The organism is Anaerococcus sp. Marseille-P3625 (assembly GCF_900232825.1).
In the GTDB taxonomy this organism is placed as follows: Bacteria; Bacillota; Clostridia; order Tissierellales; family Peptoniphilaceae; genus Anaerococcus.
This window is the reverse complement of sequence record NZ_OCTP01000011.1, coordinates 901,707-914,972: the sequence shown is the minus strand read 5'-3', so window position 1 is coordinate 914,972 and position 13,266 is coordinate 901,707. Positions and strand designations below refer to the sequence as shown.

Sequence of the window (13,266 nt, the reverse complement as noted above, 5' to 3'; positions counted from 1 at the left end):
CCTCTTAGATTATTCAGTAATTTCTTTACTTTTTGATGGTTTTACCCATTTTTTTACTTCAATTTCCTCGTATGATCCGCCTGCTTGTTCAATTTTTTCTTTTGCACTTTTTGTGAATTTGTGAGCTTTTACATTTAGTTTTACTGTTAGCTCTCCATCGCCTAGGATTTTAACTCCATCTTTAGCTTTGTTCTTCTTTAGAAGTTTGCTTTCAAATAATAGTTCAGGTGTTATTTCTGTTCCATCTTCAAAAACGTTTAGACTTTCAACATTTATTGTTTCATATATTTTTTTGTTGAAATTTTTGAAACCTCTTTTTGGTAGAAGTCTGTATATTGGCATTTGACCACCTTCAAATCCTGGTCTTACTCCGCCACCGCTTCTTGATTTTTGTCCGTCTTGTCCACGACCTGCACGAGTACCGTTGCCGCTTCCTGGACCTCTACCTTTTCTTTTTTTCTTTTGTAATTTTTCATTAGGTTGTAATTCATGTAATTTCATCTTACACTCCTAGTTTATTTCTTTTACTTCTAGCATAAATGGAATTTTATTAATCATTCCTCTTATTGCTGGATTATCGTCTTTTACAACACTTTGGCCGATCTTTCTAAGACCTAAAGCTTTTGCTGTTGCAATTTGATCATCTTTTCTACCGATAAAAGATCTTTTAAGTTTGATTTCTAATTGTGCCATAGTTTTCTCCTTAATAATCGAATTCTTCTACCGATTTACCACGAAGTTTTGCTACTTCTTCAACAGTTTTCATCTTTGAGAATGCTTCAACACATGCGTTTATGATATTTCTTGGATTGTTTGATCCTAGATTTTTAGCACGTATATCTTTATAGCCCGCTAATTCGCATATAGCACGAACTGGACCGCCTGCTATAACTCCGGTACCTTCGCTTGCTGGCATTAATAGTACATGACCACTTCCTTTGTGTCCTTCAACTCTGTGAGGAATTGTTGTGCCTACTAGAGGAACTCTAATCATGTGTTTTTTCGCATCTTCGCCTGCTTTTCTGATTGCTTCTGGTACTTCTGTAGCTTTTCCTGTTCCTATTCCAACTGCTCCATTGGAATCTCCAACTACTACAAGTGCAGCAAATCTCATGTTACGTCCACCTTTTACAGTTTTTGCAACTCTATTGATTGCTACTACTCTATCTTCGAGGTTTAGCTTTTCTACTTCACTTCTTAATAAATAATTCATCTAATACCTCCTACTAAAATTTAAGACCAGCACTACGAGCGCCTTCTGCTATAGCTTTGATTTTTCCATGGTATAGGTTACCATTTCTGTCAAAAGCAACTTCTGTTATTCCAGCGTCTATAGCTTTTTTGCCAATAGCTTCTCCAACTTTACTTGCAGCTTCAAGATTAGATTTTGATGTTAGTCCTTCTGCTACGTCTTTTTGTAAAGTGTTAGCACTTACTAGTGTTATACCATTTACATCGTCTATAATTTGTGCATAGATATTTGTATTTGATTTATATACTGATAGTCTTGGTCTTTCAGGAGTACCGCTTACTTTAGCTCTAACTCTTCTTTTACGAGTTAGTAGTCTTTGTTTTTTGTTATCTTTAGCCATTTTTATCTCCTACTTACCTGTCTTACCAACTTTACGTCTTACATACTCGCCTTCATATCTGATTCCTTTGCCTTTGTATGGCTCTGGTTTTCTCCATTTTCTGATATTTGCAGCGTGTGAACCAACTAATTGTTTATCTATACCTTTTACAATTATTGTTCTATCGTTTGGTACTTCTGTTTCTATTCCTTCAGGATCTGGCATTGTTACTTGGTGTGAAAAGCCTAAGTTCATTACTAGGTTTTTTGCTTGTTTTTGTGCTCTATATCCTGTTCCTTCGATTTGAAGAGTTTTAGTGAATCCTTCAGTTACACCAACTACCATATTTGCAATTAGTGATCTAAATAAACCGTGGTCTATATTTTGTTGTTTTGTGTAATCTTCTGGAATTTTTATAAGAATTTGATTATCTTCTTCAGTTACTTCAATTGTTTTTGGGAAATCTTGAGTTAATTTACCTTTTGGTCCCTCAACTTTTATTGTGTTTCCTTCGATAGCAACTGTTACTCCAGAAGGTATATCGATTGGTTGTTTACCTATTCTTGACATATATTTCTCCTTACCATACGTAACAAATAACTTCGCCACCTACGTTTTCACTTCTAGCAGCTTTGTCAGTTAAAAGTCCTTTTGATGTTGAAATAATTGCTGTTCCAAGACCGTTTAGTACCTTTGGTACTTCATTTGCTTTTACATAAACACGAAGACCAGGTTTACTTATTCTTCTTAGTCCTGATATTACTTTTTCACCGTTGTCTGTGTATTTTAAGTCTATTGTAAGAATTCCTTGTTTGTTGTCTTCTTCTACGTCAAAACCGTTTATGAAGCCTTCATCAAGAAGAATTTGAGCAATAGCTTTTTTCTCGTTAGAAGATGGTAAGCTTACTTTTTTGTGATCAGCTTTTATACCATTTCTTATTCTAGTTAGCATATCCGCAATTGGATCTGTCATCATAATATTTATCCTCCCTAATTACCAGCTTGATTTTCTTACTCCTGGAATTTTTCCCTCATTTGCTAATTCTCTAAAGCAAATACGGCATATTCCATATTTTCTCAAATAAGCATGTGGTCTACCACAAATTTTACATCTATTGTATTCTTGAGTTGAGAATTTTTGTGGTCTCTTTTGCTTAGCTATCATTGACTTTTTAGCCATTAAGCGCTCCTTTTATTTTGTAAATGGCATTCCCATTAATTCTAAGAATGCTTTAGCTTCTTCATCTGTTTTAGCTGTAGTTACTATTGTAATGTCCATTCCGTGTAGGAAGTCTACATTATCATATTTGATTTCAGGGAAAATTAGTTGTTCTTTGATTCCCAAAGAATAATTTCCACGTCCGTCAAATGAATTTGGATTGATTCCTCTAAAGTCTCTTACACGTGGTAGTGAAATGCTGATTAATTTATCTAAGAAATCATACATTTTTTCACGTCTGATTGTAACTTTTGTTCCAATAGCTTGTCCTTCTCTTAGTTTAAAGTTAGCTACTGATTTTTTTGCTTTAGATTCGATTGGTTGTTGACCTGTGATTAAAGCAAGTTCTTTTTTTACTGAGTTTAGAAGGTTTTGGTTATCTTTAGCTTCGCCAAGTCCAACGTTTATTACTATTTTTTCAAGTTTTGGAACTTGCATTACGTTCTTATAGCCAAATTTTTCCATTAATTCTTTAACTACTTCATTTTCATATTTTTCTTTTAGTCTGTTTGCCATAATATCTCCTTAAAACTAGTCGAATTTCTCGTTTGTTTTATGGCAGACTCTAATCTTTTTGCCATCTTCAAAAACTCTGCTAACTCTTACACCTTTTTTAAGTTCTTCTGAATATAATAGAACTTTTGAAGCATCAATAGCTCCTTCTTTTTCTAATCTTCCAGATTCACCACCCATTTGTGTAGGTTTTTGGTGTTTGATATTTATGTTAGCTCCTTCAACTATTACTCTATTTTCTTTTGGAAAAGCTTGTAATACTTCTCCAACGTGGCCTTTATCTTTGCCTGATATTATTTGAACTTTGTCGCCTTTTTTTACGTGCATGGATTCCTCCTATAAAACTTCTGGAGCAAGGGATATTATTCTCATAAATCCTTCTCTTCTTAGTTCTCTTGTAACTGGTCCAAATATACGTGTTCCTACAGGAGTTTTGTCATCTTTAACGATTACTGCTGCATTTTCGTCAAAGTTGATTTTTGATCCGTCAACTCTTTTTAAGCCTCTTTTGCTTCTTACTATTACAGCTTTTACTATATCGCCTTTTTTTACCGCTCCGCCGGGTGTTGCACTTTTTACAGAGCAAACAACTACATCACCAATGTTTGCGTATCTTATGCCTGTTCCGCCAAGAACTTTGATTACTAATAATTCACGTGCTCCGGAGTTATCTGCTACTCTCATGCGAGTTTCTTGTTGTATCATTATAATCTCCTTAAATATTAAATAATTTCAGCAGTTTCGGCAATTCTTACCAGTCTCCATCTTTTTGTTTTTGATAGAGGACGAGTTTCCATTATTACTACTGTATCGCCAACTTTAGCCTCATTATTTTCATCATGAGCCTTGTATTTCTTACTTCTATTGATTCTTTTTTTGTAAACTGGGTGTGAAATTTTTTCTTCTACTAAAACTGTTATAGTTTTATCCATCGCATCACTTACTACGACACCACGTTCTACTCTTCTACTGTTTCTTTCCATGAAATTTAAGCCTCCCTATTTATATTAAGCTTTCTTTCAGTTTGAATTGTCTTAACTCTTGCGATGTCTTTTTTGACATTTCCAATTTCAGATGGATTTTCTAATTGGCCAGTTGCAAGTCTGAAACGAAGATTGAAAAGCTCACCTTGTAAATCAAATAATTTTTTATCTAAATCTTGATCTGATAAACTTCTGATTTCTTTTGCTTTCATTTTTATTCCTCCGTACCTGTCACTTCAAGTCTTTTGATGAATTTTGTTTTTACTGGAAGTTTTTGTGCTGCAAGTCTCATTGCTTCTCTTGCTATTTCTTCGCTTACTCCACTCATCTCAAATAGTACACGGCCTGGTTTTACTACTGCTACCCAATATTCTGGGGCACCTTTACCAGAACCCATTCTAACTTCTGCAGGTTTTTTAGATACTGGTTTATCTGGGAATACTTTAATCCAGATGTTACCACCTCTTTTTATATATCTTGTCATCGCACGACGGGCAGCTTCTATTTGGTTTGCTGTCATCCAGCAAGCTTCAAGGGATTGTAAACCATATTCACCATAAGCTAATTGATTTCCCTTTTGAGCCTTACCTTTCATTCTGCCTCTATGTTGTCTACGATATTTAACTCTTTTAGGCATTAACATAAGTTATCTCTCCTTATACAAATACTATTTGCTAGTATTTTCATTTGCTTTTCTGCTAGGACGTCTATTATTATTTCTTCTTTTTCTATTTTTGCTGTTTGCAGGTGTTTTCATTTTTGGTTCACGTACAGCTTTTTCTCCTGGAAGAATTTCACCTTTGTATATCCAAACTTTGCAGCCGATTTTACCATATTCTGTATCAGCTTCTGCAAATCCATAATCGATGTCAGCTCTTAGTGTTTGAAGTGGAATTGTTCCTTCGGAATATCCTTCGCTTCTTGCCATATCAGCTCCACCTAGACGGCCACTTACCATTGTTTTTATACCTTTTGCTCCTGCTCTCATTGTACGTTGGATAGGTTGTTTCATAGCACGTCTAAATGCCACCCTGTTTTCTAACGCAGATGCAATATTTTCTGCAACTAGTTGAGCGTTGAGGTCTTGGTATTTTATTTCTTCAACATTTATGATTGTTCTTTTGCCTGGAGCAACTTTTTCGATTTTTTTCTTTAATTCTTCAATTCCTGCTCCACCTTTGCCTATTACCATTCCTGGTTTTCCAGCAAAGATTGTTATCTTTAGATTGTTTACTGCTCTTTCGATTTCTACATCAGCAATACCTGCATCATAAAGTTCTTTTTTTATTAATTTTCTGATATTGTAATCTTCTACCAAAAGATCTGAGAAGTCTTTTTTGTCAGCAAACCACTTGCTATCCCAGTCTTTGATAACTCCAACTCTATATCCTTTTGGGTTTACCTTTTGGCCCATTATTTCCTCCTAGTCTTCTATATTTTCGATTAGTACACCAATGTGGCTACTTCTCTTAAGTATTGGATAAGCTGCACCTTTAGCTTTTGGTCTCCATCTTTTCATTGTTGGAGCATCATTTGCGTATGCTTTTTTAACATATAAGTTTTCTCTGTTTAGATTATTGTTGTTTTCAGCATTTGCAATAGCGCTTTTTAGTACATCAAATAGTAATTTTGCACCTTTTTTGTTTGTAAACTTTAGGATGTTTAGTGCTTCATCTACTTGCTTACCTCTGATTTCTTTTGCTATATAGTTAACTTTTAGAGGAGATATTCTTTGATATTTAGCTTCTGCTTTTACTTCCATTTTTATCTCCTAACGCATTTTGCTTTTCATTTCAGTTGCCTTTTTAGCGTGGCCTCTGAAGGTTCTTGTTGGTACGAATTCACCAAGTTTATGTCCTACCATATCTTCTGTGATATATATTGGAACGTGCTTTCTACCATCATGAACTGCTATTGTGTGTTCTACAAATTCAGGGAATATTGTAGAACGTCTTGACCATGTTCTTATAACTTTTTTCTCATTTTTTTCATTTAATTCTTCAATTTTTTTCATTAAATGATCATCGACAAATGGTCCTTTTTTTATTGATCTAGCCATTATATCCCCCTATTTCTCGTTTCTTCTTCTTACTATATATTGAGTAGAAGCTTTTTTGTTATTACGTGTTTTAAGACCGATTGCTTTTTGACCCCAAGGTGTCATTGGTGCAGGACGACCTACTGGTGTTCTACCTTCACCACCACCATGTGGATGGTCTACTGGGTTCATTGCTGATCCTCTTACATGAGGTCTTCTTCCTAGATATCTAGATTTTCCAGCTTTTCCTAGTCTAATAAGTTCGTGTTCTTGATTTCCAACTGTTCCTATTGTTGCTTTGCAATTTAGATGGATTAATCTTGTTTCACCAGATGGAAGTCTAAGGGTTGCAAATTTGCCTTCTTTAGCCATTAGTTGTGCTCCAACTCCTGCACTTCTTACTAGTAGTGCGCCTTGGCCTGCTCTTAATTCGATGTTGTGAACTGTTGTACCTACTGGTATATCTTTTAGTTCTAGAGCATTTCCTGGTTTGATATCAGCATGTTCTCCTGATAAAATCTCATCTCCAACATTTAGTCCTTTTGGAGCTAAGATATATCTTTTTTCTCCATCTTTGTAAGCTAGTAGAGCAATGTTTGCAGATCTGTTTGGATCGTATTCTATAGTTTTAACTCTTGCAGGGATACCATCTTTATCTCTTTTAAAGTCAATTATCCTATATTTTCTTTTTACTCCGCCACCTCTAAATCTTACTGTGGTTCTTCCAGTGTTGTTACGTCCACCTTTGCTTTTTAGATCAACTGTAAGAGATTTTTCTGGTTTGTTTGTTGTTATTTCTTCGAATGTTGAAACAGACATATTTCTATGGCCGTTTGAGGTTGGTTTTAATTTTCTTATAGGCATTTAAATCCTCCTTATAGACCTTCGAAGTATTCGATTTCAGCACTATCACTTGTTAATGTTACGATAGCCTTTTTCCAATCTGCTCTTTTACCATAACCAAAACGTGTTCTTACTTTTTTGCCTCTGTAGTTCATTGTTCTAACTTTTTTAACTTTAACTCCGTCAAAAATAGCTTCGATTGCTGCTTTGATTTCTGGTTTGTTGGCATTTTTGTCTACTTCAAAAGTGTATTTATTTTCATCTAGCAATCCCATGGATTTTTCTGTTATTATTGGTCTTTTTATTATTTCATAAGGTGATTTCATTAGATAAATACCTCCTCAAGCTTAGCAATTGCATCTTTTGTAATTACTAACTTGTTATGTCTTAATAGATCATATACATTTATTAGGTTTGCAGCACTTACACCAACACCTTCGATGTTTCTAAATGATCTATAAATTACTTGATCATTTTCAGCTGTAACAATGTAAGCTTTTTTACCAGCATCAATGTTGTTTAAGATTTCTGCTGCAGCTTTTGTTTTAAATGTGTCTAATTTTAATTCGTCTAAAACTACTAATTCATTATCATTAACTTTTGATGTAAGAACTGAATAAAGTGCCTTACGTCTAAGTTTCTTTGGAACACTGTAGCTATAATCACGTGGTTTTGGTGCAAATACAACACCACCGCCTGTATAGTGAGGAGCTCTTATAGAACCTTGACGTGCTCTACCTGTTCCTTTTTGTCTAAATGGTTTACGTCCACCACCACGAACTTCTGCACGTGTTTTAGCAGATTGTGTACCTTGTCTTTTATTAGCTAGTTGGTTTTTTACAACTTCATAAACTGTGTGTTCGCTTATTTTTGTTGCAAATAGAGTTTCATTTAGCTCTAATTCACCAACATTTTCTCCTTTTATATTTAATACGTTAACTTTAGGCATTGCTTCCTCCTTAGTTTTGACCCTTTACGGCTTGTTTTACTTCAACAAGGCCACCTTTAGGTCCTGGAACCGCACCTTTAACTAGGATGTAAGAATCTTCACTACTAACTTTAACTACTTTTAAGTTTTGAATAGTTACTCTTTCATTTCCCATTTTTCCTGAGCCTTTTCTACCTTTGAATACTCTAGCTGGATCTGATCCTGCTGCACGAGCACCGGCTACTCTGTGAGATTTTGAACCGTGAGCTTGTGGACCTCTACCATAGTTCCATCTTTTGATGGCACCTTGAGTTCCCTTGCCCTTGCTTATTGCAACTACATCTACGATTTCGCCTTCTTCAAAGATATCAACGTTGACTTTATCGCCAACAGCTAGGTCAACTTGGTCATTTCCAAAGTTTACTTCTCTTAAATATCTCTTATAAGATGCGCCTGCTTTGTCAAAATGTCCTCTTTGAGGTTTTCTGACATTCTTTTCTTTCTTGTCCATATAGCCAATTTGAGCTGCGTTGTAACCATCAACTTCTTCAGTTTTTACTTGTACAACTACATTTTCATCAGCTTTTAGAACAGTGACAGGAGTTATAACTCCGTCTTCATCGATGACTTGAGTCATGCCTACTTTTGTTGTAAATATACTCTTCATTTGAGTACCTCCTTAATTACAGCGGATTGAACTATCAATCATTCTAATTACAGTTATTATAACTTAATTTCGATATCAACACCTGCAGGTAAGTTTAATTTCTTAAGTGCATCAAGTGTTTTAGCATTTGGACTAATGATATCGATTAATCTTTTATGAGTTCTTTGTTCAAACTGTTCTCTAGAGTCTTTGTATTTGTGGACTGCTCTTAAGATTGTAATCTTTTCTACTTCTGTTGGAAGTGGAATTGGTCCAGATACTTCTGCTCCGCTTCTTTTAACCGCTTCTACGATTTTCTCTGCTGAGCTATCGATAACTTCGTGATCGTAAGCTCTTAGTCTAATTCTGATTTTTTGTTTGTTAGCCATTTTCCTCTCTCTTTCTTTACCACCCATCCGGGCGTTTGATATAATTTGGAAATCACTTAGAATGATCTCTAAGCTTGCTAGGCAAAAGTTCCCTTGATCCTTGGCCTAGGATTCAAGCAACATTTTGCTTCAAAGCACTTATATATAATACAACAAAGAAGCTTGCTTTTCAAGTGATTTTTTTTATTTTATATATATTTTTTTAAAAAATGAAGATATATAAAAAAAGAGCCATTACAGCTCTTTTTGTGAAGTTATTTTATATTTAATAGAATATATGATTTTAGCTTACTCTAAAAATTTTTTTATAAACACTAATGTAGGTTATTGGTATAGTGTAATTTTTTTCTAAATTCCTTTTTTAAATTTACTTAGGCTTAAATTATTCTAAAACTAACTTATTGTAAGTTTTTTCTGTTAGCTTAAAAGTAATTAAATAAAATATTATATAAAAGGCAAATACTGAAACTAAGCATATCATGTATAGACTTATGTTTGACAGACTTAATAATGCCAAGAATTTAGTAATTATTGGTATTGCAAATAAGGAGTGGACAAAGGCAAAGATTAGTGGTAGGAAAAAAACTAAGCCCATCTGTTTAGATATAGATTTTTTAGCTTCTGTATCTGTCATTCCCAGTTGTCTCATAGTTTTAAATCTCGCTTTATCATCTAAGCCTTCTGATAATTGTTTATAATATATTGCTAGAACTGTAGATACTAAAAAACCCAAACCAAGAATAATTCCTACAAAAAATATTCCTCCATAAATAGCTGTAAAATCTTTCCTAGCTTTAATATCATCATTAATGCTAAAAAAGCTGTCGTCAAATTCATTTATCAGTTCATCATGAATAATCTCGACCAATTCTGGATCGTATGGATCATCTATATCAAAGTTAATATTACATAAGGCTCCATAACCAGCGCTATCATCCAAAGCTAGAAGCTCTTTAACTTTGTCGAATTTGTCTGGATCCTTAAAAACTAGCATATCTTTTTTATTCAGTGATATATCTTTTATGGAAAAATTTATAGGATAATTATTTCTGTTTTCTTTCTTGACTTTAAGGTTCATATCTCCAATTTTTGTAATGTCAGTCTGCTCATCTTTGGCAAATAATATTGCATCATAATCTCCAAAATCATAGGTGGATTTTTCATCCAAAAATGTATGAATGCCATCTATATCTTCATCCCAAGCAAAGCTAGGTTCATAGTCCAGATGTTTAATCTTTGTTCCATCTCTGCTTACAGCTAAGTAATTACTTTTATATGAGTACATATTTCCATGTTTATTATTTTCTTTTAGAATAGTGGCTAGTAAATTTTCATAGTAGGAAATATCATTATCTCTTTCTGGAAAAGACATACTGTAATCACTTGGTAATAGATTATCTTCTATTTCGCTTATGCCAAAATATAAGGAAAATCCAGAAGTTAGTACTACAATTACCATAGTTGACAATATAGCTATGCTCGCTAAAGTATTGGCACTATTTTTAACCCTATATATAAGTCCAGACACTGCTGTAAAGTTTTCCTTTTTGTAATAGAAGCTTTTTCTCTTTTGTAAAAGTTTCAAAATCCCAGAAACAATTACCGTAAAGGCCGCATAAGTTCCTATTATTACAAGAAGAACTGCTAAGAAAAATGTCTTTAAGGCCTGGAGAGGATTTTCGGTTGTTAGGCTTATATAATATCCTGCACCTATACACAAAATACCAAATATTCCCATAGCTAGGGGATATTTTGGAGCCTTTTGTCCAGCCTTTGATTCATATCTAAAAGACATAGGGGTAAAGTTTCTCATTTTAAGAGTTTGATCTGCTAGTAATAGGATGAAAATCCCCAGAAAAATTAATGCTGTGAGAATTAGTGGTTCTAATACTGGTAGGATTCCACTATCCAAAACATTCAATTTCAAATTCATTAATCTTATAAATCCAGCAAATACCAATTTGTATATGACAGCTGAAATAAGCGTTCCTATAAGGATTGATCTTAAGTATAAATTTACTAGTTCATAAATGTAAATCTTAATTAAATGCTTTTTTTCCATACCCAAGGTTAAATAAAGGGCAGATTCTTCAGCCTTGTTTTTTTGGATAAATTTGTAATTAGTAAGCAAAGTAATAAGGGCAAAGATCAGTAAAATGATGGATCCCAAATTCATAAGCATTGTAATTGTAGTTGATCCAAAAAAGTTTGTCATCAATGGATCGCCACTTATGGATATACATATATTTATTAGAACTATAAAAAACACTGTAGTTCCAACAAAGGGATAGTAAAGTCTCTTGTGTCTTCTTATCCCATCAATGGCTAGTCTATGGTAGAGGGAATTCATCTTATATCACCTCTTTGGAGCATTTGCATGGTGTCGGCTATCTTCTGGCTCATCTCATAGTCAGAAAAACCAGAGTTATAAAGTTCGTGGAAGATCTTGCCGTCTTTTATGAATAGAACCCTCCTTGCTCCTGAAGCTGCTTGGATGGAATGGGTTACCATTATTACAGTTTGGCCATTTTCATTTAGTTCTTTGAAAACTTCCATCAATTCTCTAGAAGAATTAGAGTCCAGAGCACCTGTTGGTTCATCAGTAAGTAGCAATTTGGGGTTGATTATAAGGGCTCTTGCAACGGCACATCTTTGCTTTTGACCACCAGAAACTTCATAAGGATATTTGTTTAAAAGCTCATCTATCCTTAGGGGCTTGGCTACGGACAGAAGCTTCTCATCAAAACTTTTTGAATCATCTTCTGCAAGTATCAGCGGTAAAAGAATATTTTCTTTTAATGTAAGAGTATCTAAGAGGTTAAAATCTTGAAAAACAAAGCCCAAGTGTTCTCGTCTAAATTTTGAGATCTCAGAATCTTTAATTGTTGATAATTCTTTGCCTTCAAGTTTTATAGTTCCATTTGTAGGCTTGTCAAGTAAGGCTAAAAGGTTTAAAAGTGTAGTTTTCCCAGAACCCGACTCTCCCATAATTGCAATAAATTCGCCCTGTTCAACTCTAAAGCTTATTCCATTTAAGGCATGGACATTATTAGCCGAAAACCTGCTTTTGTAAATTTTATCTAAATTTGAAACTTCTAGTAACATAAAATCTTCCTTTCTTATTCTTCCTTTATTATAAAATAGAAAGAAATAAAAATCCTTGCATTAAAATAACAATTTCACAATTTAAGTGACAATTTGTTAGTTTAGCGTTCTCTTTAGATCCAATATTACTTCAGTTCCAATATTGACTTCTGATTTTATATAAACATCAATAGTTAATTTTTCACAGATAGTCTTTACCATATTAAGACCCAATCCTGTGGATTTCTGGTAAATCCTGCCATTATAACCTGTATATGATTTTTCAAAAACTCTTTTTAGATCTTCTTTTCTAATACCAATGCCAGTATCTTTTATCACAAGTTCACTTTCTTTAAGAAAGATAGAAATTTCTCCATTTTTTGTGTATTTATTGGCATTTGAAAATATTTGATCAAGAAGAAAACCAAACCATTTTTTATCTGTAGTTATTTTCACATTCGTTTCTTTAAAATTAATTTTGTTCTTTCTTAAAATAAAAACTTTGGAATATTTCTTGATAGATGTTCTAATTATTTCATCTAAACTCAGGTTTTCAAAGACATAATCAGTTGTTTTAGATTCTAATCTAAAATATGATAAAAGTGTTTGCATATATTCTTCAATTTCAAAAATTTCAGCCTTAGCTTGATGAATATCGATTGGATAATCATCTAATATCAGATTTAAAGAAAACAAGGGGGTTTTTATCTGATGGGTCCACATTGTCATATAATCTTTGAAATCTTCAATTTTTTTTGAATAATCATTGGAAAGTTCCACTTTTTCAGAAAACTCCTTGTTTAATAAATCATATACTTCAGAATTTTTAATAAACTCTGGCGGATTTTTGCTAGGGTCATTTATCCAATCAAGTAACTTCTCTTTTGTGTTTTTATAATTATTGTAAGATAAAACCATATAAATTAGAAAAATAAAACAAGAAATTAGACAAATATATAAAAGATATTTGTAATCTATTCCCAAATTTTTTGAAAATACAAGCAAAAAAACAAAAATTCCAAAGACAATTAGTTCTAGCTTTTTTAGCCTTA

General features: G+C 33.4%; 24 protein-coding genes. All 24 read right to left on the bottom strand.

What is annotated here, in order from left to right; genetic code table 11:
- Positions 1-9: 9 nt before the first annotated feature.
- A complete protein-coding gene (gene rplO, locus CS884_RS09695) occupies positions 10-501 on the bottom strand; it encodes a 50S ribosomal protein L15 (protein WP_099321616.1) in 492 nt (163 codons plus the stop codon).
- A 9-nt stretch (positions 502-510) separates the two neighbouring features.
- Positions 511-693: a 50S ribosomal protein L30 gene (rpmD, locus tag CS884_RS09690; protein WP_099321615.1), complete on the bottom strand. Its 183-nt coding sequence runs from the start codon at positions 691-693 to the stop codon at positions 511-513.
- 10 nt (positions 694-703) lie between these two features.
- Positions 704-1,213, bottom strand: a complete 510-nt coding sequence (gene rpsE, locus CS884_RS09685; protein ID WP_099321614.1) for a 30S ribosomal protein S5 — start codon at positions 1,211-1,213, stop codon at positions 704-706.
- 13 nt (positions 1,214-1,226) lie between these two features.
- Complete coding sequence (gene rplR, locus CS884_RS09680; protein ID WP_099321613.1) at positions 1,227-1,592, bottom strand: 50S ribosomal protein L18; 366 nt, start codon at positions 1,590-1,592, stop codon at positions 1,227-1,229.
- 9 nt (positions 1,593-1,601) lie between these two features.
- Complete coding sequence (gene rplF / locus CS884_RS09675; protein WP_099321612.1) at positions 1,602-2,141, bottom strand: 50S ribosomal protein L6; 540 nt, start codon at positions 2,139-2,141, stop codon at positions 1,602-1,604.
- Between the two features lie 10 nt (positions 2,142-2,151).
- On the bottom strand, positions 2,152-2,547 hold the full coding sequence (gene rpsH, locus CS884_RS09670; RefSeq protein ID WP_099321611.1) for a 30S ribosomal protein S8: 396 nt from the start codon (positions 2,545-2,547) through the stop codon (positions 2,152-2,154).
- An 18-nt stretch (positions 2,548-2,565) separates the two neighbouring features.
- Positions 2,566-2,751 carry a type Z 30S ribosomal protein S14 gene (locus tag CS884_RS09665; RefSeq protein WP_099321610.1) on the bottom strand — a complete coding sequence of 62 codons (186 nt, stop codon included), beginning with the start codon at positions 2,749-2,751 and terminating at the stop codon, positions 2,566-2,568.
- Positions 2,752-2,763: 12 nt separating this feature from the next.
- Complete coding sequence (gene rplE, locus CS884_RS09660) at positions 2,764-3,306, bottom strand: 50S ribosomal protein L5 (protein ID WP_099321609.1); 543 nt, start codon at positions 3,304-3,306, stop codon at positions 2,764-2,766.
- Positions 3,307-3,321: 15 nt separating this feature from the next.
- Complete coding sequence (rplX, locus tag CS884_RS09655; protein WP_099321608.1) at positions 3,322-3,630, bottom strand: 50S ribosomal protein L24; 309 nt, start codon at positions 3,628-3,630, stop codon at positions 3,322-3,324.
- Positions 3,631-3,639: 9 nt separating this feature from the next.
- Positions 3,640-4,008 carry a 50S ribosomal protein L14 gene (gene rplN, locus CS884_RS09650; RefSeq protein WP_099321607.1) on the bottom strand — a complete coding sequence of 123 codons (369 nt, stop codon included), beginning with the start codon at positions 4,006-4,008 and terminating at the stop codon, positions 3,640-3,642.
- Positions 4,009-4,025: 17 nt separating this feature from the next.
- On the bottom strand, positions 4,026-4,286 hold the full coding sequence (gene rpsQ, locus CS884_RS09645; protein ID WP_099321606.1) for a 30S ribosomal protein S17: 261 nt from the start codon (positions 4,284-4,286) through the stop codon (positions 4,026-4,028).
- 5 nt (positions 4,287-4,291) lie between these two features.
- Entirely contained in the window at positions 4,292-4,498 is a 207-nt protein-coding gene (gene rpmC / locus CS884_RS09640) for a 50S ribosomal protein L29 (protein WP_099321605.1), read from the bottom strand.
- Between the two features lie 2 nt (positions 4,499-4,500).
- Complete coding sequence (gene rplP / locus CS884_RS09635) at positions 4,501-4,929, bottom strand: 50S ribosomal protein L16 (protein WP_099321604.1); 429 nt, start codon at positions 4,927-4,929, stop codon at positions 4,501-4,503.
- 24 nt (positions 4,930-4,953) lie between these two features.
- The gene (gene rpsC / locus CS884_RS09630) at positions 4,954-5,700 is read right to left on the bottom strand and encodes a 30S ribosomal protein S3 (protein WP_099321603.1); all 747 of its coding nucleotides are present in this window, start codon (positions 5,698-5,700) and stop codon (positions 4,954-4,956) included.
- Positions 5,701-5,709: 9 nt separating this feature from the next.
- On the bottom strand, positions 5,710-6,048 hold the full coding sequence (gene rplV, locus CS884_RS09625) for a 50S ribosomal protein L22 (RefSeq protein ID WP_099321602.1): 339 nt from the start codon (positions 6,046-6,048) through the stop codon (positions 5,710-5,712).
- A gap of 9 nt (positions 6,049-6,057) precedes the next feature.
- A complete protein-coding gene (rpsS, locus tag CS884_RS09620; protein ID WP_099321601.1) occupies positions 6,058-6,345 on the bottom strand; it encodes a 30S ribosomal protein S19 in 288 nt (95 codons plus the stop codon).
- Positions 6,346-6,354: 9 nt separating this feature from the next.
- Complete coding sequence (rplB, locus tag CS884_RS09615) at positions 6,355-7,188, bottom strand: 50S ribosomal protein L2 (protein WP_099321600.1); 834 nt, start codon at positions 7,186-7,188, stop codon at positions 6,355-6,357.
- A gap of 11 nt (positions 7,189-7,199) precedes the next feature.
- Complete coding sequence (gene rplW / locus CS884_RS09610) at positions 7,200-7,493, bottom strand: 50S ribosomal protein L23 (protein ID WP_099321599.1); 294 nt, start codon at positions 7,491-7,493, stop codon at positions 7,200-7,202.
- Positions 7,493-8,116 carry a 50S ribosomal protein L4 gene (rplD, locus tag CS884_RS09605; protein WP_099321598.1) on the bottom strand — a complete coding sequence of 208 codons (624 nt, stop codon included), beginning with the start codon at positions 8,114-8,116 and terminating at the stop codon, positions 7,493-7,495. Before rplD ends, rplW begins: the two co-directional genes overlap by 1 nt.
- Positions 8,117-8,126: 10 nt before the next feature.
- Positions 8,127-8,762 carry a 50S ribosomal protein L3 gene (gene rplC, locus CS884_RS09600; protein ID WP_099321597.1) on the bottom strand — a complete coding sequence of 212 codons (636 nt, stop codon included), beginning with the start codon at positions 8,760-8,762 and terminating at the stop codon, positions 8,127-8,129.
- 56 nt (positions 8,763-8,818) lie between these two features.
- Positions 8,819-9,130, bottom strand: coding sequence for a 30S ribosomal protein S10 (rpsJ, locus tag CS884_RS09595; RefSeq protein ID WP_099321596.1), 312 nt, complete (start codon positions 9,128-9,130; stop codon positions 8,819-8,821).
- Positions 9,131-9,512: 382 nt separating this feature from the next.
- Entirely contained in the window at positions 9,513-11,480 is a 1,968-nt protein-coding gene (locus CS884_RS09590) for an FtsX-like permease family protein (protein ID WP_099321595.1), read from the bottom strand.
- Entirely contained in the window at positions 11,477-12,235 is a 759-nt protein-coding gene (locus CS884_RS09585) for an ABC transporter ATP-binding protein (protein WP_099321594.1), read from the bottom strand. The genes CS884_RS09590 and CS884_RS09585 overlap by 4 nt, the downstream gene beginning before the upstream one ends.
- 96 nt (positions 12,236-12,331) lie before the next feature.
- Positions 12,332-13,219: a HAMP domain-containing sensor histidine kinase gene (locus CS884_RS09580; protein ID WP_143434423.1), complete on the bottom strand. Its 888-nt coding sequence runs from the start codon at positions 13,217-13,219 to the stop codon at positions 12,332-12,334.
- Between the last annotated feature and the right edge of the window lie 47 nt (positions 13,220-13,266).

Bases quoted from the DNA above. Each gene is read 5' to 3' on its own strand.
- rplO (WP_099321616.1), bottom strand. From the start codon at position 501: ATGAAATTACATGAATTACAACCTAATGAAAAATTACAAAAGAAAAAA.
- rpmD (WP_099321615.1), bottom strand. From the start codon at position 693: ATGGCACAATTAGAAATCAAACTTAAAAGATCTTTTATCGGTAGAAAA.
- rpsE (WP_099321614.1), bottom strand. From the start codon at position 1,213: ATGAATTATTTATTAAGAAGTGAAGTAGAAAAGCTAAACCTCGAAGAT.
- rplR (WP_099321613.1), bottom strand. From the start codon at position 1,592: ATGGCTAAAGATAACAAAAAACAAAGACTACTAACTCGTAAAAGAAGA.
- rplF (WP_099321612.1), bottom strand. From the start codon at position 2,141: ATGTCAAGAATAGGTAAACAACCAATCGATATACCTTCTGGAGTAACA.
- rpsH (WP_099321611.1), bottom strand. From the start codon at position 2,547: ATGATGACAGATCCAATTGCGGATATGCTAACTAGAATAAGAAATGGT.
- CS884_RS09665 (WP_099321610.1), bottom strand. From the start codon at position 2,751: ATGGCTAAAAAGTCAATGATAGCTAAGCAAAAGAGACCACAAAAATTC.
- rplE (WP_099321609.1), bottom strand. From the start codon at position 3,306: ATGGCAAACAGACTAAAAGAAAAATATGAAAATGAAGTAGTTAAAGAA.
- rplX (WP_099321608.1), bottom strand. From the start codon at position 3,630: ATGCACGTAAAAAAAGGCGACAAAGTTCAAATAATATCAGGCAAAGAT.
- rplN (WP_099321607.1), bottom strand. From the start codon at position 4,008: ATGATACAACAAGAAACTCGCATGAGAGTAGCAGATAACTCCGGAGCA.
- rpsQ (WP_099321606.1), bottom strand. From the start codon at position 4,286: ATGGAAAGAAACAGTAGAAGAGTAGAACGTGGTGTCGTAGTAAGTGAT.
- rpmC (WP_099321605.1), bottom strand. From the start codon at position 4,498: ATGAAAGCAAAAGAAATCAGAAGTTTATCAGATCAAGATTTAGATAAA.
- rplP (WP_099321604.1), bottom strand. From the start codon at position 4,929: ATGTTAATGCCTAAAAGAGTTAAATATCGTAGACAACATAGAGGCAGA.
- rpsC (WP_099321603.1), bottom strand. From the start codon at position 5,700: ATGGGCCAAAAGGTAAACCCAAAAGGATATAGAGTTGGAGTTATCAAA.
- rplV (WP_099321602.1), bottom strand. From the start codon at position 6,048: ATGGAAGTAAAAGCAGAAGCTAAATATCAAAGAATATCTCCTCTAAAA.
- rpsS (WP_099321601.1), bottom strand. From the start codon at position 6,345: ATGGCTAGATCAATAAAAAAAGGACCATTTGTCGATGATCATTTAATG.
- rplB (WP_099321600.1), bottom strand. From the start codon at position 7,188: ATGCCTATAAGAAAATTAAAACCAACCTCAAACGGCCATAGAAATATG.
- rplW (WP_099321599.1), bottom strand. From the start codon at position 7,493: ATGAAATCACCTTATGAAATAATAAAAAGACCAATAATAACAGAAAAA.
- rplD (WP_099321598.1), bottom strand. From the start codon at position 8,116: ATGCCTAAAGTTAACGTATTAAATATAAAAGGAGAAAATGTTGGTGAA.
- rplC (WP_099321597.1), bottom strand. From the start codon at position 8,762: ATGAAGAGTATATTTACAACAAAAGTAGGCATGACTCAAGTCATCGAT.
- rpsJ (WP_099321596.1), bottom strand. From the start codon at position 9,130: ATGGCTAACAAACAAAAAATCAGAATTAGACTAAGAGCTTACGATCAC.
- CS884_RS09590 (WP_099321595.1), bottom strand. From the start codon at position 11,480: ATGAATTCCCTCTACCATAGACTAGCCATTGATGGGATAAGAAGACAC.
- CS884_RS09585 (WP_099321594.1), bottom strand. From the start codon at position 12,235: ATGTTACTAGAAGTTTCAAATTTAGATAAAATTTACAAAAGCAGGTTT.